The organism is Paeniglutamicibacter sp. NPDC012692 (assembly GCF_042901625.1).
Classification (GTDB): Bacteria; Actinomycetota; Actinomycetes; order Actinomycetales; family Micrococcaceae; genus Paeniglutamicibacter.
Genome location: NZ_JBIBDE010000002.1, coordinates 48,770 through 71,336, shown reverse-complemented (window position 1 = coordinate 71,336; position 22,567 = coordinate 48,770). Strand labels below are relative to the sequence as shown.

Annotated in this window: 23 protein-coding genes; 15 read left to right on the top strand and 8 right to left on the bottom strand. The window is 66.4% G+C overall.

Annotated elements, in window-relative coordinates; all coding sequences use genetic code 11:
- Positions 1 to 50: 50 nt before the first annotated feature.
- From ACFY5D_RS08485 to ACFY5D_RS08470, 4 genes are read left to right on the top strand one after another with little or no spacing between them, the layout of a single operon-like run.
- Entirely contained in the window at positions 51 to 551 is a 501-nt protein-coding gene (locus ACFY5D_RS08485) for a hypothetical protein (RefSeq protein WP_387527804.1), read from the top strand.
- Positions 548 to 1,651 (top strand): peptidoglycan-binding protein, encoded by a 1,104-nt coding sequence (locus ACFY5D_RS08480; RefSeq protein ID WP_387527801.1) that lies wholly within the window; start codon positions 548 to 550, stop codon positions 1,649 to 1,651. The genes ACFY5D_RS08485 and ACFY5D_RS08480 overlap by 4 nt, the downstream gene beginning before the upstream one ends.
- Positions 1,648 to 2,346, top strand: a complete 699-nt coding sequence (locus tag ACFY5D_RS08475) for an ABC transporter ATP-binding protein (RefSeq protein ID WP_387527799.1) — start codon at positions 1,648 to 1,650, stop codon at positions 2,344 to 2,346. Before ACFY5D_RS08480 ends, ACFY5D_RS08475 begins: the two co-directional genes overlap by 4 nt.
- Positions 2,334 to 3,527 (top strand): ABC transporter permease, encoded by a 1,194-nt coding sequence (locus tag ACFY5D_RS08470; protein ID WP_387527796.1) that lies wholly within the window; start codon positions 2,334 to 2,336, stop codon positions 3,525 to 3,527. The genes ACFY5D_RS08475 and ACFY5D_RS08470 overlap by 13 nt, the downstream gene beginning before the upstream one ends.
- A 285-nt stretch (positions 3,528 to 3,812) precedes the next feature.
- Here the strand turns inward: ACFY5D_RS08470 and ACFY5D_RS08465 are convergent, their stop codons facing one another.
- The 4 genes from ACFY5D_RS08465 to ACFY5D_RS08450 are packed head-to-tail and all read right to left on the bottom strand — an operon-like array spanning position 3,813 to position 8,684.
- Positions 3,813 to 4,493 carry a GntR family transcriptional regulator gene (locus ACFY5D_RS08465; protein ID WP_387527794.1) on the bottom strand — a complete coding sequence of 227 codons (681 nt, stop codon included), beginning with the start codon at positions 4,491 to 4,493 and terminating at the stop codon, positions 3,813 to 3,815.
- Between the two features lie 41 nt (positions 4,494 to 4,534).
- Positions 4,535 to 6,277: an acetyl/propionyl/methylcrotonyl-CoA carboxylase subunit alpha gene (locus ACFY5D_RS08460; protein WP_387527791.1), complete on the bottom strand. Its 1,743-nt coding sequence runs from the start codon at positions 6,275 to 6,277 to the stop codon at positions 4,535 to 4,537.
- 11 nt (positions 6,278 to 6,288) lie between these two features.
- Positions 6,289 to 7,929, bottom strand: coding sequence for a carboxyltransferase domain-containing protein (locus ACFY5D_RS08455; RefSeq protein WP_387527788.1), 1,641 nt, complete (start codon positions 7,927 to 7,929; stop codon positions 6,289 to 6,291).
- Positions 7,926 to 8,684, bottom strand: coding sequence for a LamB/YcsF family protein (locus ACFY5D_RS08450; RefSeq protein ID WP_387527785.1), 759 nt, complete (start codon positions 8,682 to 8,684; stop codon positions 7,926 to 7,928). The genes ACFY5D_RS08455 and ACFY5D_RS08450 overlap by 4 nt, the downstream gene beginning before the upstream one ends.
- A gap of 201 nt (positions 8,685 to 8,885) precedes the next feature.
- Between ACFY5D_RS08450 and ACFY5D_RS08445 the strand changes: the two genes are divergently transcribed.
- Positions 8,886 to 9,074, top strand: a complete 189-nt coding sequence (locus ACFY5D_RS08445) for a hypothetical protein (protein WP_209999827.1) — start codon at positions 8,886 to 8,888, stop codon at positions 9,072 to 9,074.
- A 245-nt stretch (positions 9,075 to 9,319) separates the two neighbouring features.
- On the opposite strand, the gene ACFY5D_RS08440 is transcribed toward ACFY5D_RS08445, so the two are convergent.
- Positions 9,320 to 10,450: a D-alanyl-D-alanine carboxypeptidase family protein gene (locus tag ACFY5D_RS08440; protein WP_387527783.1), complete on the bottom strand. Its 1,131-nt coding sequence runs from the start codon at positions 10,448 to 10,450 to the stop codon at positions 9,320 to 9,322.
- Between the two features lie 598 nt (positions 10,451 to 11,048).
- Here ACFY5D_RS08440 and ACFY5D_RS08435 point away from each other — a divergent pair.
- Positions 11,049 to 11,549 carry a DUF456 domain-containing protein gene (locus ACFY5D_RS08435; RefSeq protein ID WP_387527780.1) on the top strand — a complete coding sequence of 167 codons (501 nt, stop codon included), beginning with the start codon at positions 11,049 to 11,051 and terminating at the stop codon, positions 11,547 to 11,549.
- A gap of 205 nt (positions 11,550 to 11,754) precedes the next feature.
- Complete coding sequence (locus ACFY5D_RS08430) at positions 11,755 to 12,117, top strand: hypothetical protein (RefSeq protein WP_387527777.1); 363 nt, start codon at positions 11,755 to 11,757, stop codon at positions 12,115 to 12,117.
- A 76-nt stretch (positions 12,118 to 12,193) separates the two neighbouring features.
- Here ACFY5D_RS08430 and ACFY5D_RS08425 read toward each other — a convergent pair whose 3' ends face one another.
- Together ACFY5D_RS08425 and ACFY5D_RS08420 are read right to left on the bottom strand one after the other, a co-directional pair.
- Entirely contained in the window at positions 12,194 to 12,433 is a 240-nt protein-coding gene (locus tag ACFY5D_RS08425; protein ID WP_387527774.1) for a hypothetical protein, read from the bottom strand.
- 79 nt (positions 12,434 to 12,512) lie between these two features.
- Positions 12,513 to 13,178: a TetR/AcrR family transcriptional regulator gene (locus ACFY5D_RS08420; protein WP_387527771.1), complete on the bottom strand. Its 666-nt coding sequence runs from the start codon at positions 13,176 to 13,178 to the stop codon at positions 12,513 to 12,515.
- Between the two features lie 109 nt (positions 13,179 to 13,287).
- On the opposite strand from ACFY5D_RS08420, the gene ACFY5D_RS08415 reads away from it, so the two are divergent.
- The 8 genes from ACFY5D_RS08415 (at position 13,288) to ACFY5D_RS08380 (ending at position 22,000) form a co-directional block, all read left to right on the top strand.
- Positions 13,288 to 14,712 (top strand): flavin monoamine oxidase family protein, encoded by a 1,425-nt coding sequence (locus tag ACFY5D_RS08415; protein ID WP_387527768.1) that lies wholly within the window; start codon positions 13,288 to 13,290, stop codon positions 14,710 to 14,712.
- Between the two features lie 4 nt (positions 14,713 to 14,716).
- Positions 14,717 to 15,595, top strand: coding sequence for a universal stress protein (locus ACFY5D_RS08410; protein WP_387527765.1), 879 nt, complete (start codon positions 14,717 to 14,719; stop codon positions 15,593 to 15,595).
- Positions 15,596 to 15,683: 88 nt separating this feature from the next.
- Complete coding sequence (locus ACFY5D_RS08405) at positions 15,684 to 17,213, top strand: APC family permease (RefSeq protein ID WP_387527762.1); 1,530 nt, start codon at positions 15,684 to 15,686, stop codon at positions 17,211 to 17,213.
- A gap of 224 nt (positions 17,214 to 17,437) precedes the next feature.
- Complete coding sequence (gene idi, locus ACFY5D_RS08400; RefSeq protein ID WP_387527759.1) at positions 17,438 to 17,962, top strand: isopentenyl-diphosphate Delta-isomerase; 525 nt, start codon at positions 17,438 to 17,440, stop codon at positions 17,960 to 17,962.
- Between the two features lie 128 nt (positions 17,963 to 18,090).
- Entirely contained in the window at positions 18,091 to 18,855 is a 765-nt protein-coding gene (locus tag ACFY5D_RS08395) for an electron transfer flavoprotein subunit beta/FixA family protein (RefSeq protein ID WP_387527756.1), read from the top strand.
- Between the two features lie 13 nt (positions 18,856 to 18,868).
- Entirely contained in the window at positions 18,869 to 19,837 is a 969-nt protein-coding gene (locus tag ACFY5D_RS08390) for an electron transfer flavoprotein subunit alpha/FixB family protein (protein ID WP_387527753.1), read from the top strand.
- Between the two features lie 39 nt (positions 19,838 to 19,876).
- A complete protein-coding gene (locus tag ACFY5D_RS08385) occupies positions 19,877 to 20,809 on the top strand; it encodes a cytochrome b/b6 domain-containing protein (RefSeq protein ID WP_387529746.1) in 933 nt (310 codons plus the stop codon).
- Positions 20,810 to 20,863: 54 nt separating this feature from the next.
- Positions 20,864 to 22,000 (top strand): acyl-CoA dehydrogenase family protein, encoded by a 1,137-nt coding sequence (locus ACFY5D_RS08380; protein WP_387527750.1) that lies wholly within the window; start codon positions 20,864 to 20,866, stop codon positions 21,998 to 22,000.
- 98 nt (positions 22,001 to 22,098) lie between these two features.
- Here the strand turns inward: ACFY5D_RS08380 and ACFY5D_RS08375 are convergent, their stop codons facing one another.
- Positions 22,099 to 22,515, bottom strand: a complete 417-nt coding sequence (locus tag ACFY5D_RS08375; protein WP_387527747.1) for a Rid family hydrolase — start codon at positions 22,513 to 22,515, stop codon at positions 22,099 to 22,101.
- Positions 22,516 to 22,567: the final 52 nt, after the last annotated feature.

Genomic DNA, 22,567 nt, shown 5'->3' with positions numbered 1-22,567 from the left:
GTGGTTGTGCATGAGAGAAAACGCCGCCCATCCCACGCAAGGACAACGCCATGAACAACACTTCCACCGCCCGCCGACTGTCGGCCTTCGCCGGCATTGCCCTGGTCCTGGGCCTGACCGCCTGTGCGCCGGGAAACACGCAGGGAAACGAGCTGAAGACGGATTCGAAGCAGATGTCGATGGTCGACTGGCGGCAGAAGACCGATGACTGCATGAAGGCAGCGGGCTTCGATATTTCCACCGCTAGCGCCGGCGAAGGCGGAATGACGGGCTCGATCGACATGTCCCAGTTCGACATGGAAGCCTTCGACATGGCCTACAAGAAGTGCGCCGAAACCGTCGGTGAACCCCCGGTCGATGAGAACCAGCCCACCGAGGCAGAGATGTTTGAATCCCAGCTGGCCTTTGCCTCCTGCATGCGCGATGCCGGCTACGACTACCCCGACCCCGTCAAGGGAAACCCGATGACCTCGGCCATGGGACCCGAAATCGATGTAAAGGTTGTTGACGCCTGCTCGGCCAAGGCCAACGGGCAGGAGACCGGCAAGTGAGCTCACACAATGCCGCCCGCTTCGACGAGCCGCCGGTGACCGGCGGCGCCAAGCGAACCAGGCACACGCTGCTCATCGCAGCCCTGGGCCTGCTGGCCGTGGCCCTGGTGCTCGGAGTCATGGCGCTGGCGCGTCCCCCGGCACCCGTTGCCGAGGGCGGGGCTCCGCTGGATCTTGAACGTAGCCAGGTGGTTCGCGGGGATCTGGTCGAAAACGTGCGGGTGCAGGGAACCCTGGGCCACGGCGCTCCGCGCGACATGGGAACCACCCTCGAGGGGACCGTCACTGCGACCCCGGCGCCGGGCACCGTGGTCTCGGCGGGAGACGAGCTCTTCCGTGTGGACGACAAGCCGGTGGTCCTAATGAAGGGCAAGTTGCCGGCCTGGCGCGGCTTCTCCGAGGGCATGGCGGACGGAAACGACGTGCTCCAGCTTGAGCAGTCCCTGGCTTCCCTGGGCTTCTTCCACCTGACCCCCGATACAAAGTTCACGCCGGTCACCAAGACAGCGGTCAAGTACTGGCAAAAATCCCTTGGCATGAAGCAGGACGGGACGATCGAACACGGTCGGGTCGTATTCTCCGCCAAGGACGTCCGCATCCAGGAAGCCAAGGCCAAGGCCGGGGCTGCCGCCGGACCCGAGGTCGTCACTGTCACGGGCGTGGAGAAGGAAGTCCAGGTCTTCCTCAACACCTCCCAGCAGTCCCTGGCCAAGAAGGGTTCCAAGGTCAAGGTCTCGCTGCCGGGCGGCGCCACGGAACACGGTACCGTGCGTTCGGTCGGCATCCCGGTGGAGAAAGAAGGGTCCGACGGGGCCACCCGCAAGATCCCCGTGACGGTGGTGCTGAACAAGGAGAAGGCAGTCGCCGACCTCCAGGACGTGCCCGTCGGCGTGCAATTCACCCAGGCCAAGGCCAAGGACGTGGTGCAGGTTCCGGTCTCCGCACTGCTCGCCCAGCCCGGCGGCGGATTCGCCGTCGAGGTTTCCGACGGAGCGAACGTGAAACTGGTTTCCGTGAAGCCCGGGGTCTTCGCCAACGGGTTGGTCGAGGTGACCTCGGGGGACTTGAAGGCCGGGGACACCGTGGTGGTCGCCAAGTGAGCACCCCCATCATCGAACTGCGTTCGGTGGGCAGGACCTACGGGTCCCCGCCCACCACTGCCCTCACCGGGGTGGATCTGAGCATTGACGAGGGCGAGATGCTCGCCATCGTCGGCCCCTCCGGCTCGGGCAAGTCCACCATGCTGAACATCATCGGCTCGCTGGACCGGGCCACCGCCGGGGACGCGCGCATTGCGGGGCACGACCTGGCGACCCTCGACGATGCCGGGCTCTCGGCCCTGCGCGCCCACACGATCGGCTTCATCTTCCAGCAGTTCCATCTCTCCGACGGGGTCAGCGCCCTGGAGAACGTGGCGACGGGCCTGCTCTACACCGGGATTCCGCCGCGCGAGCGCAGGGCCCGGGCTGCGGCCGCGCTCAAGCGCGTGGGGCTCGGCCACCGGCTGGGGCACAACCCCCGGCAGCTTTCCGGCGGAGAGCGCCAGCGCGTGGCCATCGCCCGGGCCGTGGTGGGCAACCCGCGGCTGATCCTCGCCGACGAACCCACCGGCAGCCTGGACACGACCTCCGGAGCCGAGGTCGTCTCCGTGCTGCGCGAACTCAACGCGCAGGGGGCAGCCGTCGTCGTGATCACCCACGACACCGAGCTGGCCGAACAGATGCCGCGCCAGGTGCGAATCCGCGACGGCCGGATCGTCTCCGACCAACGAAGGGAAGCCGCATGGGTCAGCTGAAACGATCCCGGCTGCGAGCCGGGGACCTGTTCGCCCTGGGTTTCCACGGGCTGCGCGCCCGCCCCATGCGGGCAGTGCTCTCCTCGCTGGGCATCGCCATAGGCATCGCCGCGATGATCGCGGTGATCGGCATCTCCACCTCCAGCCAGGCGCTGGTGAAGGAGAAGCTCGCGGTGCTTGGCACCAACCTGCTCACGGTTTCGGCAGGCACCGACGTGATGGGGCAGGACGTCGAGCTACCCGCGGATGCGGTGGCGAAAATCCGCCGGATTCCCGGGGTGCAGCATGTGGGCTCGCTCGGCACGCTGGAGGGAGTGAACGTCTACCGCAACGCCGAGATCGAGCCCTCGCGCACCGGCGGGCTGATCGTCTCGGCAGCAGGGGACGACCTGCTGGCGGCCACCGGCGCCAAGCTCCTGCACGGCAGCTGGTTCAACGAAGCCACACGGAAGCTTCCGGCCACGGTGCTGGGACGCACCGCCGCCGAACGACTGGGCATCCAGCAGGCCGGTTCGATGGTTTGGCTTGGCGGGCAGCAGTTCACCGTGGTGGGCATCTTGGATTCCTCGCCGTTGGCGCCCGAGCTGGATTCCACGGCGCTGGTCGGCGAGCCGGTGGCCCGCAAGCTGCTGGATTACAAGGGCACCCCGACGCTTGTTTTCGAACGCTCTGCGGAGGACAGAGTGGCCCAGGTGCGCGAGCTGCTGCCGCCGACCATCAATCCGCAGGCGCCTACCGAGGTGAAAGTTTCGCGTCCTTCCGACGCGCTGGCCGCGAAGAACACGGTGGACCAGGCGTTCACCGGGCTGCTGGTGGGCGTGGGGTCTATCGCGCTGCTGGTCGGCGGGATCGGGGTTGCCAACACCATGGTCATCTCGGTGCTCGAACGCCGCAGCGAGATCGGATTGCGGCGCGCACTCGGTGCCACGCGCAGGCACATCCGCCTGCAGTTCCTCTTCGAGGCGATGCTGCTCTCGGCCCTGGGCGGGCTGGCCGGAACGCTGCTGGGCTGGCTGGTCACCGCGATCGCGGCCAGGTCCAACGGCTGGGCCGTGGCGATCCCGCCGGCCGTGCTGTTTGCCGGGATCCTGGTGACGATCGCGGTGGGCGCCATTGCCGGGGTCCTGCCCGCAGTGCGGGCCTCGCACACCGCGCCGACCGCGGCCCTGGCCTCGGCCTAGGACTCGCGGCGGAAATGGAAGCGGGGGGGGGGGGGGCGGGGGGGGGGGGGGGGGTTTTTTTAATTTTTTTTGGGTCGGGGGGGGCGTTTGGCCGCCCCCCGGGGGGGCGGGGTTTGGCCCCGCGCCGCGCCCCGGAACCCCCCCCCCCCCCCCCCCCCCCCCCCCCCCCCCCCCCCCCCCCCCCAACCCCCCCCCCCCCCCCCCCCCCCCCCCCCACCCCCCCCCCCCGCCCCCCCCCCCCCCCCCCCCCCCGCTTCCATTTCAATTTTGATGTCGGACGGGGCGCTAGTTGCCCTCGCCCAGGTGGTCCAGGAGTTCCGCCTCGGCCCGATCCAGGTAGCCGCGCAGCGCGCCTGCGGCTTCCTCGCGTTGCCCGGCGACCAGCAGGTCAACCAGCGAGGCGTTGAGTTCTACGTAGTGGGAGTGGAAATCCGGGGCGTCGCTCATGGCGTGGAAAACCAGGCGCATCTGCGCCAGCACCCGCGTCATGAGTTCCTGCAGCCGCTCGCTTCCGGTCGCCCGGACCAGTTGCTCGTGGAAGCACTGGTTGGCGTCCGCCATCTGGGCGATGTCCCCGGCGGCCAGCGCCGCCCGGGCGTCGACGACGATCGCGGCCAGGGCCTCGACGTCCAGGTCAGGGCCCCACAGCACCGCTGCTGGCTCGATGACGCGCCGCACCCCGTAGATTTCCTTCACGCCGCTGGCGCCCGGGGAAGAGACGAAGACCCCGCGGTTGGGGATGCGGGTGATGATCAGCTCGTTGTCCAGCACGGCAAAGGCCTCGCGCAGGGTGTTGCGCGAAACCCCCAGGGCCGTGGACAGCGACTGCTCGGAGAGCTTGGCCCCGGGCAGCAGCTGGCCCTCGGCGATGCGCGAGCGCAGCACCGCTGCCACCCACTCGCCGGTGTGCGCGTGGGTGGAACCCTCGGCGAGGGGCAACGACGAAAGTACGGAGTTCACCAGCATCTTTCCAATCTAGTTGATACCCGCCCAGAGACAGCGATGCGTTAAGCGATGCTCCCGAGTGCTTCGCCGCGGGTGATGGCGGTTCCCGGTTCCTGGGCGCCGCGGGTGAAGGTGCCCGCGCGGTGCGCAGCGATGGCCGACTCCATCTTCATGGCCTCGAGGACCGCCACGGTGTCGCCCTCGGCGACGACCGCGCCTTCCTCGACTGCCCACTTGACCAGGTTGCCGTTCATCGGGGCCGCCAGCGTCGACTCGTCGGCCGCAGCCGCGATGTTCTCGGCGGCCAGGTCGAAGGCCATGCCGGTGCCGCCGTGGCGGATCGACTCGACGAGGGAGGCGGGCAGGCCGATGTTCATGGCCTTGCCGTCGACCTCGATGGTCAGGGTTTCACGCGCGGAACCCGGCTCCGCCGCGGCGATTTCCGGGCTGGAGGCCAGTGCCTCGGCGAACTCCGACTCGATCCAGGTGGTGTACACCCCGTAGCGCTCGTTGTTGGCGAACTCCGCGTTGCGCACCACGGCGCGGTGGAACGGCAGCACGGACGGCACGCCGGAGATGACCATCTCGTCCAGGGCGACCTTGGCGCGGCGCAGCGCCTGGGCTCGGGTGGCACCGGTGACGATCAGCTTGGCCATCAGCGAGTCGTAGTGCGGGGGAATCACCGAGTCGGTGCGCACGCCGGAGTCGACGCGGATGCCCGAACCGGTGGGGACCTCGAACGCGGTGATGCGGCCCGGGCCGGGCAGGAAGCCGCGGGCCGGGTCCTCGGCGTTGATGCGGAACTCGAAGGAGTGGCCCTGCGGGGCCGGGTCCTCGGTGAAGGAGATGGCCTGGCCCGAGGCGATGCGGAACTGCTCGGCGACCAGGTCGACGCCGGTGGTCTCCTCGGTGATCGGGTGCTCGACCTGCAGGCGGGTGTTGACCTCAAGGAAGGAGATCAACCCGTCCGGGGCCACCAGGTACTCGACGGTTCCGGCGCCGTGGTAGCCGGCCTCGCGGCAGATGGCCTTGGCCGAGGAGTGGATGGAGGCGCGCTGCTCGTCGCTCAGGAACGGCGCGGGCGCCTCCTCGACGAGCTTCTGGTGGCGGCGCTGCAGCGAGCAGTCGCGGGTGCCGACGACCACGATGTTGCCGAGGGTGTCGGCGAGGACCTGGGCCTCGACGTGGCGCGGCTTGTCCAGGAAGCGTTCCACGTAGCACTCGCCGCGGCCGAAGGCCACGGTTGCCTCGCGCACTGCCGATTCGAAGGCGTCGTCGATTTCCTCGAAGTTGCGCACGATCTTAATGCCGCGCCCGCCGCCGCCGAAGGCCGCCTTGATGGCAACCGGCATGCCGAATTCCTCGGCGAAGGCGCGGACCTCGGCGCCCGATGCCACGGGTCCGTCGGTGCCCGGCACCAGCGGGGCATTGGCGCGCACGGCGATCTCGCGTGCGGTGACCTTGTTGCCCAGGGCGCGGATCGAGTCGGGGGAGGGACCGATCCAGGTCAGCCCGGCGTCCATGACGGACTGCGCGAAGTCGGCGTTCTCGGCGAGGAAGCCGTAGCCCGGGTGCACGGCGTCGGCGCCCGAGCGGGCGGCGATCTCAAGGATCTTGGGGATGTTCAGGTAGGTGTCCGCGCCCGAGGCGCCGTTCAGGGCGTAGGCCTCGTCGGCGCGGCGCACGTGCAGCGAGTCCGCATCCGGATCGGAGTAGACGGCCACGGAAACCATGGATGCGTCGGCGCATGCGCGGGCAATGCGGACGGCGATTTCGCCGCGGTTGGCGATCAGTACTTTCTTCATGCGTGGATTCCTTAGAGGGTGCGGGAGCCGGTGGCCCGGGCTGCGTGGGAGACGTGGTGGGCGTGCGGGTCGATCAGGGCAAAGCGGATGCCGGCTCCGGGCGGGAGCTGGGCCGCGGCGCCGAGATCCTCCGCGATGACCCCGGCGATGACCGGGTAGCCGCCGGTGACGGGGTGGTCGGCCAGGAAGAGCACCGGAAGGCCCGACGGGGGGACCTGCAGCGCGCCCATGGCGACGCCCTCGCTGGCGAGTTCGCCGGAACGGGTCCGCTCCAGCGCGGTGGCGTCCTCGCCCAGGGCCAGGCGGACGCCGACGCGGTTGGATTCGGCCGAGACCTTCCAGACCTGGCCGGTGAGCCGGGCCAGCCCGGCGTCGCCGAACCAGTCGTCGCGCGGTCCGGCGCTGATGCGCAGCGTGTACACGCCGTCCTCGTCCGGAACCGGGAGCGTGGAGGGCTCCGGGTTGCCGACCACGTGCGCGCCGTGGACGGCGCCGACGGGCAGCACGGATCCGCGGGTGAGCGGGGCCGGGCCGATGCCGGACATCGAGTCGGTGGAACGCGAGCCCAGCACCGGGGCCACGTCGATTCCGCCGCGCACCGCGATGTAGCTGCGCAGGCCCTGCCCCAGCGGGGTGAGCGTGACGGTCTCGCCGTCCAGCAGGGCAAAGGGGGTGTTCATCGGGACCAGGCGTTCCTCGTGGAACTCGTCGTCCTCGACCGGCACGATCGCGATCTCAGCCTCGGCGCCGGACACGGCCAGCACCTGGTCGCCCGCGGCCTGCAGGGTGAGGGAACCCATGAGGTTCTCGATGAGCGCCGAGGAGCTCTTGTTGCCGACCAGGCGGTTGGCCTGGCTGGCGGCGCCGGTGTCCGCGGAGCCCGCGGCGGAGACGCCGAGGTTTCCGAAGCCGGGGCGGCCAAGGTCCTGGATGAGGGACTGCAGCCCCGGGTCCACGACCAACAGCGTGCCGTGGGCGGAGGCCGGAGCAGCCGGCGCCGGGGCGGCCGCCTGGGCCGGGGCCACCTGCAGGGAGGTGCGCGAGGGGATGAAACGCACCCGGTCCTGCGGGCGGATCAACGCGGGGTTCGGGCGGTCCAGGTCCCAGAGCACCGCGTCGGTGTGGCCGATGAGCTGCCAGCCGCCGGGGGATTGGCGGGGGTAGACGGCCGAGTAGTCGCCCGCGAGCGCCACGGCGCCGGAGGGGACCACCTTGCGCGGGGTGTCGCGGCGCGGGACGTTCAGGAGCTGGTTTTCGCCCAGCAGGTAGGCGAAGCCCGGGGCGAAGCCGCCGAAGGCCGCGCGCCAGGTCTGCTGCGAGTGGGCGTTGACGACGCCCTCGACGCTGAGGCCGGTCAGCCGGGCAACCTCGTCGAGGTCTTCGCCGTCGTAGTAAACCGGTACCTCAACCAGGGAACCCGCATCGGCCGGGGCCGAGCCCAGCTCCATGGCGAGCACCGCGGCGGAGATCTTCTGGGCGCTGGCCCAGCCGTCTGTCTTGATGAACAGCGTGCTGGCCGCCGCAAGGACGTCGACCTGGCCGGGCAACGGGCTTGCCTCGAGCAGGGCGCCGAGGGCCAGGACCGAGTCGAGGTCGGAGAGCTCGACGAGCACCGAGCGGGTGCCTGCAAAACGGGTGGAAATGATGCTCATGCGAAGCTCTTGATGCCGACGCCGGCGTTCTCGAGTCCGCTGCGCACCGCGGCGGCCATGGCGACGGCCCCGGCGGTGTCCCCGTGGACGCAGATGCTTTCCGCGTTCATGGAGATGACCGAGCCGTCGACGGCAACGATGGTGCCCTCGGTGGCCAGACGGATCATGTTGGCAGTGACCAGGGCAGGGTCATGCAGCACGGCGTTGGCCTCGCGTCGGGAGACCAGGGTGCCGTCCGGGTTGTAGTTGCGGTCGGCGAAGGCCTCCGCGACCGGGCGCAGCCCGGCTGCCTCGGCCTTGGCCAGGGCGACGGAGCCCGGGAGCAGGAGGACGGGGAGGTCGGAACCGAACGCGCGGATGGCGTCGATGACGGCCTGGGCGTGGACCTCGTGGTGCACGATGGTGTTGTACAGGGCGCCGTGGGGCTTGACGTACTTGATGGTGGAGCCCGCTGCGCGGGTCAGCGCCTCGAGCGCACCCAGTTGGTAGAGCACGTCGTCGGCCAGCTCGGTGGGGGAGCAGTCCAGGAAGCGTCGGCCGAAGCCGGCAAGGTCCCGGTATCCGACGTGCGCACCGATGGTCACCGATGCGGCGACGGCGTCGCGGCAGGTCTGGGCAATGACGCTGGGGTCACCCGCGTGGAATCCGCAGGCAACATTTGCCGAGGAGACGGAAGTGAAGATTGCGGCGTCGTCGCCCATGGTCCAGTTGCCGAAGGATTCTCCGACGTCGGAATTCAGGTCGATGTATGGCATTTGTGACCCCCGTCTCGTGATGTGGTTCCTTTAAGGATGCACTAATTTCACGGATTGTTCAACAATTCTCCGGGGCTGGTATTCCGTCGATTCGTCGAGGACCCATGTATCAGAATCATGGCATAGCGGGTTGCCGGTGCCTAGGATAAGGGAACAGGACGTGACGCCGCTGGGCATCACCGAACCGAGGGGCGGGAGAACATGAAATTTGTTTTCGAGATCGACATGAACACCGATGCGGTCAAGCTGGACCCCGAGGCCGAGATCACCAGGGCCCTCCGGTATTGGGCCGGGAATCTCAAGAACTACCCGATGGAGCAGGGCGCCGAGGAAGACGTCTACGACAGCGCCTATGAGCGCGTCGGCAGCTGGTGCATCATCGACGACTGACGGCGCGTCGGTTGGCTTGCGCCGATGTGTGTCGGTTGGTCGCAGGGGGAGGGTATCGCTGACAAAAGCGGGCAGTCCACCGACCCCCACCGCTTGGTTGACTGCCCGAGTCTTCATGCTTTGGCCGGCCGCCGTCGCAGGGTCCCTGGACCGGATCGGCCTTGGGCCGCGCGTTTGTCCGGCATTCTGCCGGGCATCTCGAAATCCGCCCCGGTTGGCCGGGCGAATGATGTCTGGCGTGGTGTTTAGCCGTAGTACTCGAAATGCCAGGCTTCGGCGTACGGGCTGCCCTCTTCGAGAATCTTGCGGTGGATCCAGCCGTACTTGCTCGAGTTCTGCTTGAGCCACTTGTAGTACTTTCCTCGGAACGAGTAGTCGTACGTTTCGGGGAAGTCTATGGCCGTACCCCAGCCGTGGTTCGAGGTTCCGGGACGCGCGGCAATGTAGGGTCCGAGGTCCTTCCAGTAGAAGTCCTGGGTCGCCCGGGTGCGGTAGGACAGGTCGATGGTGAGGTCCTTGCCGAACTTCTTCTTGAATGCGGTGTTCATCCTGGTCAGGGACGCTCCCGCGGGTGCGGCAATCAGGGTCTTTTCCGTGTCCCACGAAACCGTGGCCAAGGCCCCCTGGTCGATCTTGCCGTTGGTCATGCGCTTGATGGCCGCGTAGCTGTATTTCTTGGGGTTGCCTGTCGGAGCACTGGAGCTGCGCTTCAGCGCCGAGGATTTGACCCAACCGGACGTGCCTTGGGTGCGGACGAAGTACCAGCCGGAGCGTTGCCCGCCCTTCTTCTCCAGTTTCAGATCGCGATAGGCCACCGAATTGCGCGGGATGTCCTTGATCCGCACGGCTCCGCCAACACTTTGGTAAAGGCTGGTGATCTTGTCCTTTGTCCAGTACCTGTCGGTCAATCCGGCGCGGTTGGTGCTGTACTTGCCGGTGACCACCTTCCTTCCGCCGGAAGGCTTCGTTGCAGAGGGCTTCTGTGCTGCAACCCTTTTTGCATGGGCATTCGAGATATGCCCGATGGTGCCCCTGTGGCTCACTTTGTACCAGCCGTTTGAGGCCTGCGCGGTAGCTCTCAGGGTCGTGTTAGCCGGGATGATCTTCAGGGATTTCTTCTTGACCGATGCACCCTGGCGGAGATGAACATTCGCGGTGGTCTTGACCGAGATGTTGATCCGCTTGGCGCAGGCCTTCGATGTGCCTTGTGCCGCCGGCGTGGTGGCGTGGGTCGCTAGTGGTGCGCCATTCGCCGGCGATGCGGCAATGGAACCCAACGCAAGGCTTGCTCCAAGGCCCAACAGGAGCCCCTGTTTCCAGAAGCGGTGGCTCACCGGTTTCTTGGGTGAATCGGAAAAGAACGAAATTTTGGACATGACGAAGTACGGCCCCTGCCTGTGGCTATGAACAGCAATGAAAAGGGCACGAATCATGCCCGTCCGAGTCTTCGTGCTGTGTGATGAAGAAGATGCAATCCTAGCAATTTCAAGCCATTGACTTCCCTGAATTCACTTGTCAAGGTGAGAAAAAGCGCTCACGATCGCTCGACGGGGCAGAAAATGCGTTATGCGGAATGAAGTTACTCAATGGCTTGCGTTCCACGTGTTGTGCGGGCAATGAATTCTTTTGGGGAAAAGTTGAGTCGGCACGCGTCAACCCATGCGGATTGGGTGGAAAAGCGGCACATGCCCACTCCGCGGCATGAAACTATTTGTGTCGCGTCGGGTGAAGATTCGGGGTCCCGACCCACCGGGGTTCAAGCGGGCAGGACCTCGCTTCCATTGGGAGGTATCCACATGGCATGGGGAGTATTGGCTGCCCGGGGCATTCGTGAAATCCAGTGGACCGAGACGCCACCCGGGAACGGGGCAAATGCTTGCTGGGTAGGGCAAGACCGGGCCGTCGATCCTCCCAAGCCGAGGCCGATCGCGGTGCGGGTACAAGTCCCTCGGGGCTTCCTGACAGACTTGGTGCGTGGACATCCAAATCATCACAACCGTCATCGCCGGAATCCTGCTGGCCGTAGCTGCGCTGGGAACCATCATCCCGGTCCTGCCCGGAAGCCTGCTCGCCGTCGGCACCCTCCTGGCCTGGGGCTGGATCATCGGCAGCCCCGCAACCTGGTGGGCAGCGGGAATCGGCATGGCCATTGCGCTCGCTGGCTGGAGCGCCTCCACCGTCCTCACCGGACGGAACCTCAAGCAGCAACTTATTCCGCGAGGATCCATCTTCCTTGCCATCGTTCTGGCCATCGTTGGAATGTTCCTCATCCCTGTGGTCGGGCTGTTCCTTGGATTCGGCGTCGGGCTGCTCGCGGGCGAGTACGCGCGCCGGAAGAACCTGCCCGAGGCGCTGCGTGCCTCGGGATCCGCGCTGAAGGCGATGGGCCTGGGCATGCTGGTGGAATTCGGCTGTGCGGCGCTGGCCTCCTCGGTGTGGATGATCGGCGTCATCGTGCATTTCTCCACGCGCTGACGCCGTTTGTGCGCACCGGCACAGGACTGCGGCGGTGTGGGCCACACACCCCTGTGAGTTTGCCAACCGTTCTCCCCGTATTCGGGGGCTGCCCCGCCATCGACCAGTAGTCTCGAAAAGGAAGCGACTGAGAAATCCGCGGGTGTCCATTCCCTGCGGCCGGGTGAACTTGAAGGGGTATGCAATGCGGCTTGCACAACGAACGATGCCACTTGGTGAAGACATCTTGCTGGCCCGCCACGGGGATCGCATCGTGGACATGACCCAGGATCGCAAGAACAACGTGACCCGGGCCCGCTTGTCCGATGGCACCAGCGATACGGCTTCAAACTTCCTGGTGAACCTCAACGCCATCGCGGCCGTCACCCCCGCAGAGCGTCTCAGCAAGGTGGCAGGCGACTACTCCGCCGATCGCCTGTCGATCAGCCGCAAGGAGATCCGTCTGATGATGCGACTTTCGGCGGTCTGGGCCGTCGTGAGCGCGGCCATCGTCGGCGGCCTGACCTGGGCCATCTATTCCTACGGAGACCCTGAGACGCTGGTACAGATCATGGGCACCTCCTTCTGACACAGACAGCGATCGCCTCGATGCGCAGCCAACACCGGTTGGCCGTGCCTCGAGGCGATTTTTTTGTTTGTGCGGCCTAGCGCTTTCTGAAGGAAAAGCGCCCGACGACCCAGCCGATCAGCAGCACCACGCCGAGGGCAATCCACAGCGGCGCATTGAGATTCAGGAAAAACAGCTCGATGCGAACGTGCTGGCGGTTTTGCACGATGAAGACCACGGCAAGGATTGCCCCGATAATCGCGATCCAGTTCTTGGCAGTAAGTTTGGACAGGAACCCGATGACGGGATTCTTGCCGCTGCTGGGTGTTTGGCTCATGGCACTACTCTATGTTCTGCAAGGCGCGCATGCACCGGATAGCCGCGGATTGCTCCGTCCCTTGTCGCGAGGGTTTTTTCTAGTTGCTGGAAGCCGACGCCAGCAGGCCTCCGATGATGGCTGACAGTCCCGTGAGGAACGCGGTTTCTGAGTTGTTCTTGCCGGTGGCTCGTTGGGCATCGAGGGCGCCCTCGAATTGCGGCAGTTTTCCTGCATATTGGCCGGGGTTGAAAATATCGAGCGGGGCGGTGGCGTCCAACGCCGAGCCAAAGATGAAGGATTCCAGCGCGACGATGGCCGGGATGATCGCGTCCTGCTTCCACCCCGCACGCACGAAACCCCCTGCCACGGCTTCATACATTTCCAAGGTCCGAGGGGAGCCGGAGACCGGCAGCACCGCGATCATGGGGATCAGCGGGGAATGCTCCGCAAAGACGTCCCGGTACGACTGCGCCCAGCGAAAGAGTGCCTGGTCCAGCGCATGCGTCGCAAACACCGAGGAATCGACCTCGGCCATGACGATTTCCTGGATCCATTGCATGAGCTCCTGCTTGGACTCCACGTGGTTGTACAGCGCCGACGGCGAGACGCCCAGCGACTTGGCCACGGCAGACATTGTCAGTGTCGAGTACCCGTGCGTCGAAACCAGCTTCAGGGCAGCCCGTGCGATGAGTTCGCGATCGAGCACCACCGAACGCGGACGGCCGGCTCTGCGGCGCGGGGATTGCGCTGCTACTTCGGGCACAAGGGGCTCCTCACGTGGCTTACTTCACATTATTTCGGTTCTGCCCTACTATTAAACCAGTCTAGTAAATGAACGCCATTCATTTAGCGCAACGAAAGAAGTGGAAATCATGACAACTCTGGATCGTGACGTCGTCATCATCGGAGCTGGCCCCTCGGGCCTGACCGCGGCATACGAGCTGCGCAAGGCCGGCAAGACCGTCGCAGTGCTCGAAGCCCGCGACCGCGTGGGCGGCCGCACCTGGAGCCAGAACATGGACGGAGCCACCATCGAAATCGGTGGCCAGTGGATCTCCCCGGACCAGACCGGCCTGTACTCGCTGATCGAAGAGCTGGGCATCGAAACCTTCGAGCGCTACAAGGAAGGCAAGTCCGTCTACATCGCAGAAGACGGCACCCGCACCGTTTACGAGGGCGAAGATTTCCCGGTCGGCGAAGCCACCATCGCCGAAATGAACAAGCTCATCGCCGAGATGGACCGCCTCACCGCGCAGGTCAATCCGGACGCCCCGTGGGAGCACCCGCAGGCCGCGGAGCTGGACATGATCTCCTTCCACCACTGGCTGCGCAGCATCTCCAGCGACGAGGCCGCCTGCAACAACATCGGCCTGTTCATCGCCGGCGGCATGCTCACCAAGCCGGCCCACACTTTCTCCGCGCTGCAGGCACTGCTGATGTCCTCCTCCGCCGGTTCCTTCTCCAACCTGGTCGACGAAGACTTCATCCTCGACCGCCGCATGGTCGGCACCATGCAGGGCGTCTCCATCGCCGTGGCCGAGCGCCTGGGCACGGACGTCTACCTGAACAACCCGGTGCTGAAGCTTGACTGGTCCGAAGATGGCGTCACCGCCTACGGCGCGGATGTCACCGTCAACGCCAAGAAGGTCGTCATCGCGGTTCCGCCGAACCTGTACTCGCGCATCTCCTACAACCCGCCGATGCCGCGTCGCCAGCACGTGACCCACCAGCACCAGTCCATGGGCCTGGTCATCAAGGTGCACGCCGTCTACTCCACCCCGTTCTGGCGCGAAGAGGGCCTCTCGGGCACCTGCTTCGGTCCGAACAGCATCATCCAGGAGGTTTACGACAACACCTACCACGGCGAGTCCACCGGCACCCTGGTCGGCTTCATCTCCGACGTCAACGCCGATGCCATGTTCGAGCTCTCCGAGGCCGAGCGCAAGGAAACCATCCTCAAGGGCATCGCCGAGTTCCTGGGCGAAAAGGCGCTGACCCCGGAGGTCTTCTACCTCTCCGACTTCGGTTCCGAGGAATGGACCCGCGGCGCCTACGCCACCAGCTACGACCTGGGTGGCCTGTTCCGCTTCGGACCGGACCAGAACAAGAACGTCGGCCCGATCTACTTCTCGTCCTCGGACCTGGCCGGCGAAGGCTACCAGCACGTCGACGGCGCTGTCCGCATGGGCCGCCGCACCGCCGCTCGCATCGTAGCGTCCGTCGACGGCACCGACTACGACCCGAACTACGACGGCGTCATCTCCAAGTTCGGCGCCGCGCAGGAACAGAACGCCTAATTCCATGCGCTACCTCGTCGGATACACGGCCGATGCCCGCGGCGCCGAAGCCATCGCCCTGGCCTCGGCCATGGGCGGAGCCAAGGCGCACCTGGACATCGCCATCGTCCTGCCCGAAAACACCCCGTTCTCCGCGGTGTACCCGGGCAGCGACCACGGCTACTCCTCCATCCTGGCCGACAAGGTCGATGACTGGGCGAAGCAGGCCCTTGCGCTGGTGCCCGAGGGCATCAGTGCAAGGGTGATCGCCCGCTCGGTTCCGTCCCCGGCCGAGGGCCTGATCCTGGTGGCCAAGGAAACCGGCGCACAGGTCATCGTGCTCGGTGGGCGCCGCCGCCACATGGCCGGCTTCTTCGCCCCGGGCTCGGTAGCCAGCGCGCTGCTGCACGCCTCGCCGGTCCCCGTGGCCATGGGTTCACCGGAGGCCGTCGCCTCGCTGGAAAAGGCCAACGGAAAGCTCAGCCGCGTCACCGCATTCGTGGGAACCAAGCCGGGCCTGAAGGGCGTCGTACAGGCGGCGGCCGCTGCCGCGGCAGCCCAGGGATTGCCGCTTCGCGTGGTGTCACTGGTGGCACAGGACCAGATGGATGCGGACGCCGCATCGCTCGAGGAGTCGATTGCCTCCACGCGCGCCAAGGTCGGCGAGATCGTCAGCTCGCTGGAGCTGGACGCCGAGGTGCTGGTTGCTTCGGGGCTCAGCATCGATGACGCAATCGCGGAACTTAGCTGGGAAGACGGCGAAATTGCTGTCGTCGGTTCGAGCCGTCTGGCTCGCAAGCGGCGACTCTTCATGGGCCCCACGGCCCAGCGCATGCTGCGGACCTTGCCGGTTCCGCTGGTTGTGGTTCCCAAGAACTACAAACCCGGGTCGGCGCAGTCCTAGCGTTACTCACCACTCGATGCCGCTTCACCCCCAAACCCCATCTTCCGGGACGGGGGATGAAGCGGCATCCGGATGAAAGAATCACAACATGAGTCGTCCAGAAGCGACCGGCGCGACCTCGCCGGTGCTAGAGACCGAATCGGGCCTCGGCGAAAAGGGACTGAACAAGGGCGTCGTTGGCGTCCTTGGCGCGGTCGTCATCGGGATTTCCTGCATCGCCCCCGCCTACACCCTGACGGCGGCACTCGGCCCGACCGTCGCCGAAGTTGGCACCCAACTCCCGGCCATCTTCCTCGCGGGCTTCCTCCCCATGCTTTTGGTGGCCCTTGGCTACCGCGAACTCAACAGCGCGATGCCCGATTCCGGCACCTCGTTCACCTGGGCCACCCGTGCCTTCGGGCCCTGGATCGGCTGGATGGGCGGTTGGGGCCTGATCGCCGCAACCATCATCGTGCTCTCAAACCTTGCCGCGGTCGCCGTTGACTTCTTCTACATCCTCCTGGCCCAGCTCACCGGCAACGAAGCCATTGGCGAGCTGACCAAGAACCTGTGGGTCAACATCCCCACCACGCTGGTGTTCATCGCCCTTGCCTGCTGGATCTCCTACCGGGGCATGCAGACCACCAAGATCTTCCAGTACGTCCTGGTGGCCTTCCAGCTGATCGTGCTGGGCTGGTTCGCCATTGCCGCGTTCGCCCACGTGAACAACGGAACCGCCTTCGACGCGACCCCGATCAGCCTCGACTGGTTCAACCCGATGGCCGTCGAATCCTTCTCGGCCTTCGCCGCCGGTGTCTCGCTGTCGATCTTCATCTTCTGGGGCTGGGACGTCACCCTGACCATGAACGAGGAAACCAAGGACCCCGACAAGGTCCCCGGGCGCGCCGCCACCATTACTGTGCTGGTCATCATGGCCATCTACATGGTCGTCGCTCTCGCCGTGATCTCCTACGCGGGCGTCGGTGACACCGGGCTCGGCGCCGGAAACCCGGACAACCAGGAATCGATCTTCGCGGTTCTCTCCGGCCCGATCATGGGACCGTTCGCGATCCTCATGTCCCTGGCGATCCTCTCCTCCTCGGCAGCCTCCCTGCAGTCGACAATGGTTTCCCCGGCCCGCACCATTCTGGCCATGGGCTACTACAAGGCGCTTCCCGAGCGCTTCGGAAACGTCTCTCCGCGCTTCATGTCCCCGTCGGTGGCAACCATCACCGCCGGCGCCGCGGCCGCGGCGTTCTACGTCATCACCCGCCTGCTCAGCGAAAACGCCCTGTGGGACACCATCACCGCCCTTGGCATGATGATTTGCTTCTACTACGGCGTCACCGCGCTGGCCTGCGTCTGGTACTTCCGCCGCGAGCTGTTCTCCTCGGCACGCAACATCGTCTTCAAGTTCCTCGCCCCGTTGGTCGGCGGCGTGGTCCTCTTGGTCATGTTCTTCAGCACCGCCAGGGACTCGATGAGCCCGGACTACGGATCGGGGTCCAACATCGGTGGCCTGGGCATGGTGTTCATCCTGGGCATGGGCGTGCTGCTGCTCGGCGTGATCATCATGGTCGTGATGCGCGTGCGTCAGCCCGGCTTCTTCAAGGGCGAGACCCTCAAGCGCCTGAAGTAGGTCCGTGCCGCAACGGCACACACAAGCCAGCTACCCCGCATCGTCTTTGACGCCTCTTCGACGGTGCGGGGTAGCTTTATGTCCGGATGCAGAGCCCTCGCCTGGTCGCGCCGGCCGAATGGCTCCCTGATTCCGGACATGGGATGATCAAGGGAGGCGCCGCAGCAGCAACCCAAGTGCGACAGCGGTGCAGACCCCTGCAAACCCCTTGATGGAAGAGTGTCATGAGCGAGGAATTGGTGGTGCTGCTGGATCAGGCAGGCACCCGCATCGGAACCGAATCCAAGGCCCGTGTGCACACCGCCCAGACCCCGCTGCACCTGGCCTTTTCCTGCTACCTTTTCAACGAGGCGGGCCAACTCCTGATGACCCGGCGGGCGCTGTCCAAGAAGACCTGGGCGGGGGTCTGGACTAATTCCTTCTGCGGGCACCCTGGCCCCGGGGAATCCTTCGAGGACGCCATCGCGCGCCGGGCGGAACAGGAGCTGGGAACCAGCATCACCTCGATCCGCAGCCTGCTGCCCGACTTCCGATACCGAGCCGTCGACGCGTCGGGCATCGTCGAGAACGAGATCTGCCCGGTCTTCGCCGCGGTCATCGGTGCCGATCTGGAACCCAATCCCGACGAAGTCTCGGAGTATGCCTGGGTGGAACCCTCGGCCCTACGATTAGCCGCGGAAGCGACCCCCTTCGCGTTCTCGCCCTGGCTGCTGGAACAGATCGCCCAGGGTTCGCTCGACGCCAAGTAGCCTGAGGCCAACACCCCGCGCGGGGCATCGTCCACGCACCACATTTTGCTAGGAAGCCCTAGTAAATCCGGAGCCATCCAAGTAGTCTCACGATTGAGCGAAAAGCCCAGCATCGAGGGAGCACTTGGATGAAAATCGTGGTCTTGATCAAGCAGGTTCCGGACACGGCGGAGGAACGCAGGCTGGAGCCGGACACCGGCAGACTGGACCGCGACGCCAACGAACCCGTCATTGACGAAATCACCGAACGAGCCCTGGAACTGGCGCTCTCGGTGAAGGACAAGGACAAGTCGACCGAGGTGGTCGTGCTGACCATGGGTCCGCCCGAAGCCACCAAGGCCATCCGCAAGGCGCTGTCCATGGGCGCAGACTCGGGGATCCACGTGCTCGACGATTCCCTCGCCGGGGCGGACCTCACGGTCACCGCCGCGGCCCTGGCCGCCGCGCTGCGCGGCACGGACGCAGACTTGGTCATCGCCGGCAACGAATCCACCGACGGCCGCGCGGGACTCATCCCCGCCATGGTCGCCGAGCACCTGGGGCTTCCGCTGCTCGGATCGCTGGTGTCCGCCGACGTCACCCGCGGCATGGTGAGCGGCGAACGCCAGACCGAGGCCGGAACCCAGCGGGTCCGGGCCGCGTTCCCCGCCATGCTGACGGTCACCGAACGCTTCGACGAGGCCAGGTTCCCGAACTTCAAGGGCATCATGGGCGCCAAGCGGAAGCCGGTCGCAACCCTTTCCTCCTCCGAACTCGGCGTGGGGTCGGTACCCCGGAGCAGCGTGCTGGACCTGGCCGAACGTCCCGCGCGGACCGCCGGCCGCAAGATCGTCGACGAGGGAGCCGCCGCCGCCGAGCTCGTCGATTTCCTGACCGCCCAACGGCTGATCTAGCAAAGGACCGAGCATGCCGAACATCGTGGTTCTCATTGAACTCACCCACACCGGACACGTTCCCGCCTCGGCCCGGGGCCTGCTGGCCGTCGCGGCCCGGCTGGGGACCCCCGTGGCAGTCACCGTCTCATCCTCTCCGCTGGATCCCGAAACCGTCGCCGTGCTCGGCGGGCTGGGTGCCGCGCGGATCCATGCCGCCCAAACGGAGGCCGCACACACCATGCTGGGCGCACCCCTGGTCGATGCACTGGCCGACGCCGTCGCCGCGCACGCCCCGTCCGCGGTGCTCGCCGCCGCCTCGGTGGACGGGCGCGAGGCCGCGGGCCGGCTGGCCGTCCGCACCGGCGGGGGAGTGCTCGCCGACGTCGTGGATGCCGCGCTGGCGGACGGACGGATCGTGACCGAACACTCCGTCTTCGGCGGGAGCTACACGGTCCACGCCACGGTCCCGGACGTCCTGCCGATCATCACCGTGCGTTCGGGGGCCATCGACGAGCAGGCCCCCGCGGCGACCCCGGAGGTGACCACCGTTCGGCTGGCCCCGGCCACGGGCAGCCTGGCAACCATCGATTCCTATGCCGATGCCCCCGAAAACCCGTCGCGCCCCGAACTGCGCGGCGCGGCCACCGTGGTCTCCGGAGGGCGTGGCCTGGGCTCCGAGGAAAACTTCGTGCTGGTCGAACAACTCGCCGACGCGTTGGGCGCGGCGGTCGGGGCTTCCCGGGCGGCCGTGGATGCGGGGTTCATTTCGCAGACGGCCCAGGTCGGCCAGACCGGCGTCAGCGTTTCCCCGCAGCTGTACGTGGCACTGGGCATCTCCGGCGCCATCCAGCACCGGGCGGGCATGCAGACGGCCAAGACCATCGTGGCGATCAACCAGGACGAGGACGCCCCGATCTTCGAGATCGCGGACCTGGGCATCGTGGGGGACGTCTTCACCGTGGTTCCCCAGGTCATCGAGCTGCTCAAGAACCGTTCCTGATCGGGGCAACAAGTACATGTCTGCGAGGTGTTGGTGATGATGGCCCAGTCCACGGCGAAGAAGAAGCAGGCCGGCAACAAGTGGGTGCGCGCCGGGATCGTTTCCGGGTCGTTGGTTGTGCTGCTCATGGTGGCGGTGCTGGTGGCCCGGTGGCTGACGGGGCTGGACGGGGTCAAGGCCTGGATGGCCGCCTACCCCGGGCACTCGCCGCTGCCCGAGGGCGCGCCGGTCGGGCTTCCGGCATGGCTGGGCTGGCAGCACTTCCTGAACATGTTCTTCCTGGTGCTGATCGTGCGCACAGGCTGGCAGGTGCGGACCGTGACCCGGCCCTCGGCGCACTGGGTCCGCAACAACAAGGGGCTGATCCGGACCAAGGGAGCCCCCACCCGCATCAGCCTTGACCTCTGGTTCCACCTGACCCTCGACGCGCTGTGGGTGCTCAACGGCATCGTCTTCGCCATCGTGCTTTTCGCCACCGGGCAGTGGATGCGCATCGTGCCGACCAGCTGGGACGTGTTCCCCAACGCCGCTTCCGCGGCGCTGCAATACCTGTCGCTTCACTGGCCCACCGAGAACGGGTGGGTGAACTACAACGCCCTGCAGCTGCTGGCCTACTTCGCCACGGTCTTCATCGCCGCCCCGCTGGCCATCATCACCGGCCTGCGCATGTCGGCGGCCTGGCCCAAGAAGGCCCCGAAGCTGAACAAGGCATACCCCATGGAAGCGGCCCGGGCGCTGCACTTCCCGGTGATGCTCTACTTCGTCGCCTTCACGGTCGTCCACGTGGCCCTGGTGTTTGCCACCGGCGCCCTGCGGAACCTGAACCACATGTACGCGGCCAACAACTCGGAGAACTGGACGGGGCTGGTCATCTTCGCCGTCTCGATCGTCGTGGTCGTCGGCTTCTGGTTCCTGGCCCAGCCGATCTTCCTGCGGCCCGTGGCCGCGCTGACCGGAAAGGTCGGCAAGTAGCGCACCGAGTATCCGCAGCAACCCGCGAATTCCCAGCCAAGAACAGGAGCCCAGATGTTTGACCTGACCGAGGAGCAACAAGCCATCGTCGAAATGGTGCGCGACTTCGCCACCGCGAGCATCGCCCCGAACGCCGTCGAATGGGATCAGGCCAAGCACTTCCCGGTCGACGTGCTGGCGCAGGCCGGGGAACTCGGCATGGGCGGTGTCTACGTGCGCGAGGACTTCGGTGGCTCCGGGATGAGCCGGCTGGACGCCGCCCTGATCTTCGAGGAACTGGCCAAGGCCGACCCGACCATTTCCGCCTACATCTCCATCCACAACATGGTCGCCTGGATGATCGACGAGTTCGGCAACGAGGGGCAACGGGCGGCCTGGCTGCCGGGGCTGTGCAGCATGGAGACGCTGGCCAGCTACGCCCTGACCGAACCCGGCGTCGGCTCCGACGCCGGGGCGCTGATCACCCGGGCGGTCCGCGACGGGGACGACTACGTGCTCAACGGGACCAAGCAGTTCATCTCCGGGGCGGGAAGCTCGGGGGTCTACGTGGTCATGGCCCGCACCGCCGACACCGGCAGTGCCGGGATCACCGCCTTCATTGTCCAGGACGGCGTCGAGGGCCTCTCGTTCGGGCCGCTGGAAAAGAAGATGGGCTGGAACGCCCAGCCCACGCGCCAGGTGGTGTTCGAGAACATGCGGATCCCCGCCGGCAACCGGCTGGGGGAAGAGGGCAGTGGATTCGGCATCGCCATGAAGGGGCTGAACGGCGGCCGGGTCAACATCGGCGCCTGCTCGCTGGGTGGCGGGCAGGCTGCCCTGGACAAGTCGATCGCCTATCTGAAGGAACGCTCGGCCTTCGGCGCCCCGCTGATCGGCCAGCAGGCGCTGCTTTTCCAGATCGCGGACATGCAGACCGAGCTGGAGAGCGCCCGCACCATGGTGTGGCGGGCCGCGGACGCGCTGGAGCGCGGTACCAAGGACACCGTGCGGCTGTGCGCCATGGCCAAGCTCGTGGCCACGGACGCGGGGTTCAACGCGGCGAACACCGCGCTGCAGCTTCACGGCGGCTACGGGTACCTTGCCGACTACGGGATCGAAAAGATCGTGCGGGACCTGCGCGTGCACCAGATCCTGGAGGGCAGCAACGAGATCATGCGCCTGATCATCGGGCGCCTGGCGGTCGAGCGCTAGCCGCGTCGCGGCCACCGGCAGACCGCGGGCACACGGACAGGGTGCGTAGCGAAGAGCCCGTGCGGCCCCTCGCTACGCACACCGTGTGGCGTTGGCTATCAGTTGCCGGCTTCGACCGGCGGGACGACGGCCACGACGTCGATCTCCACGAGGAAGTCCCCGAGGAACGAACCCACGGTGGTGCGGGCCGGGTAGGGCTTGACCATGAACTGTTCGTAGATCGCATTGAACCCGGCGGAGTCGCGGCCCGGGTGGTGCAGGTGCACGGTCGCCTTCACCACGTGGGAGAAGTCCAGACCGTGGGCGGCAAGCACCGCCGCAAGGTTCTGCATGGTGCGGGTGGTTTGTTCCTCGATCGAGATGCCGACGGTTTCATCGGTGATCGGGTCGTGCGGCGTCTGCCCCGCGGTGTAGAGGAAGCCGTTGGCGACGATGCCCTGCGAGTAGGCCCACGAGGGAGGCGGTGCGTCCGTGGTGGAGACCTGCAGGCGGAGCGTGTTGGCTGATTCTGACATGGAGACTTTTCCTAGCGTGTTGGTGGTCTTGGGTCTTGGGCGTCCAGTGGAA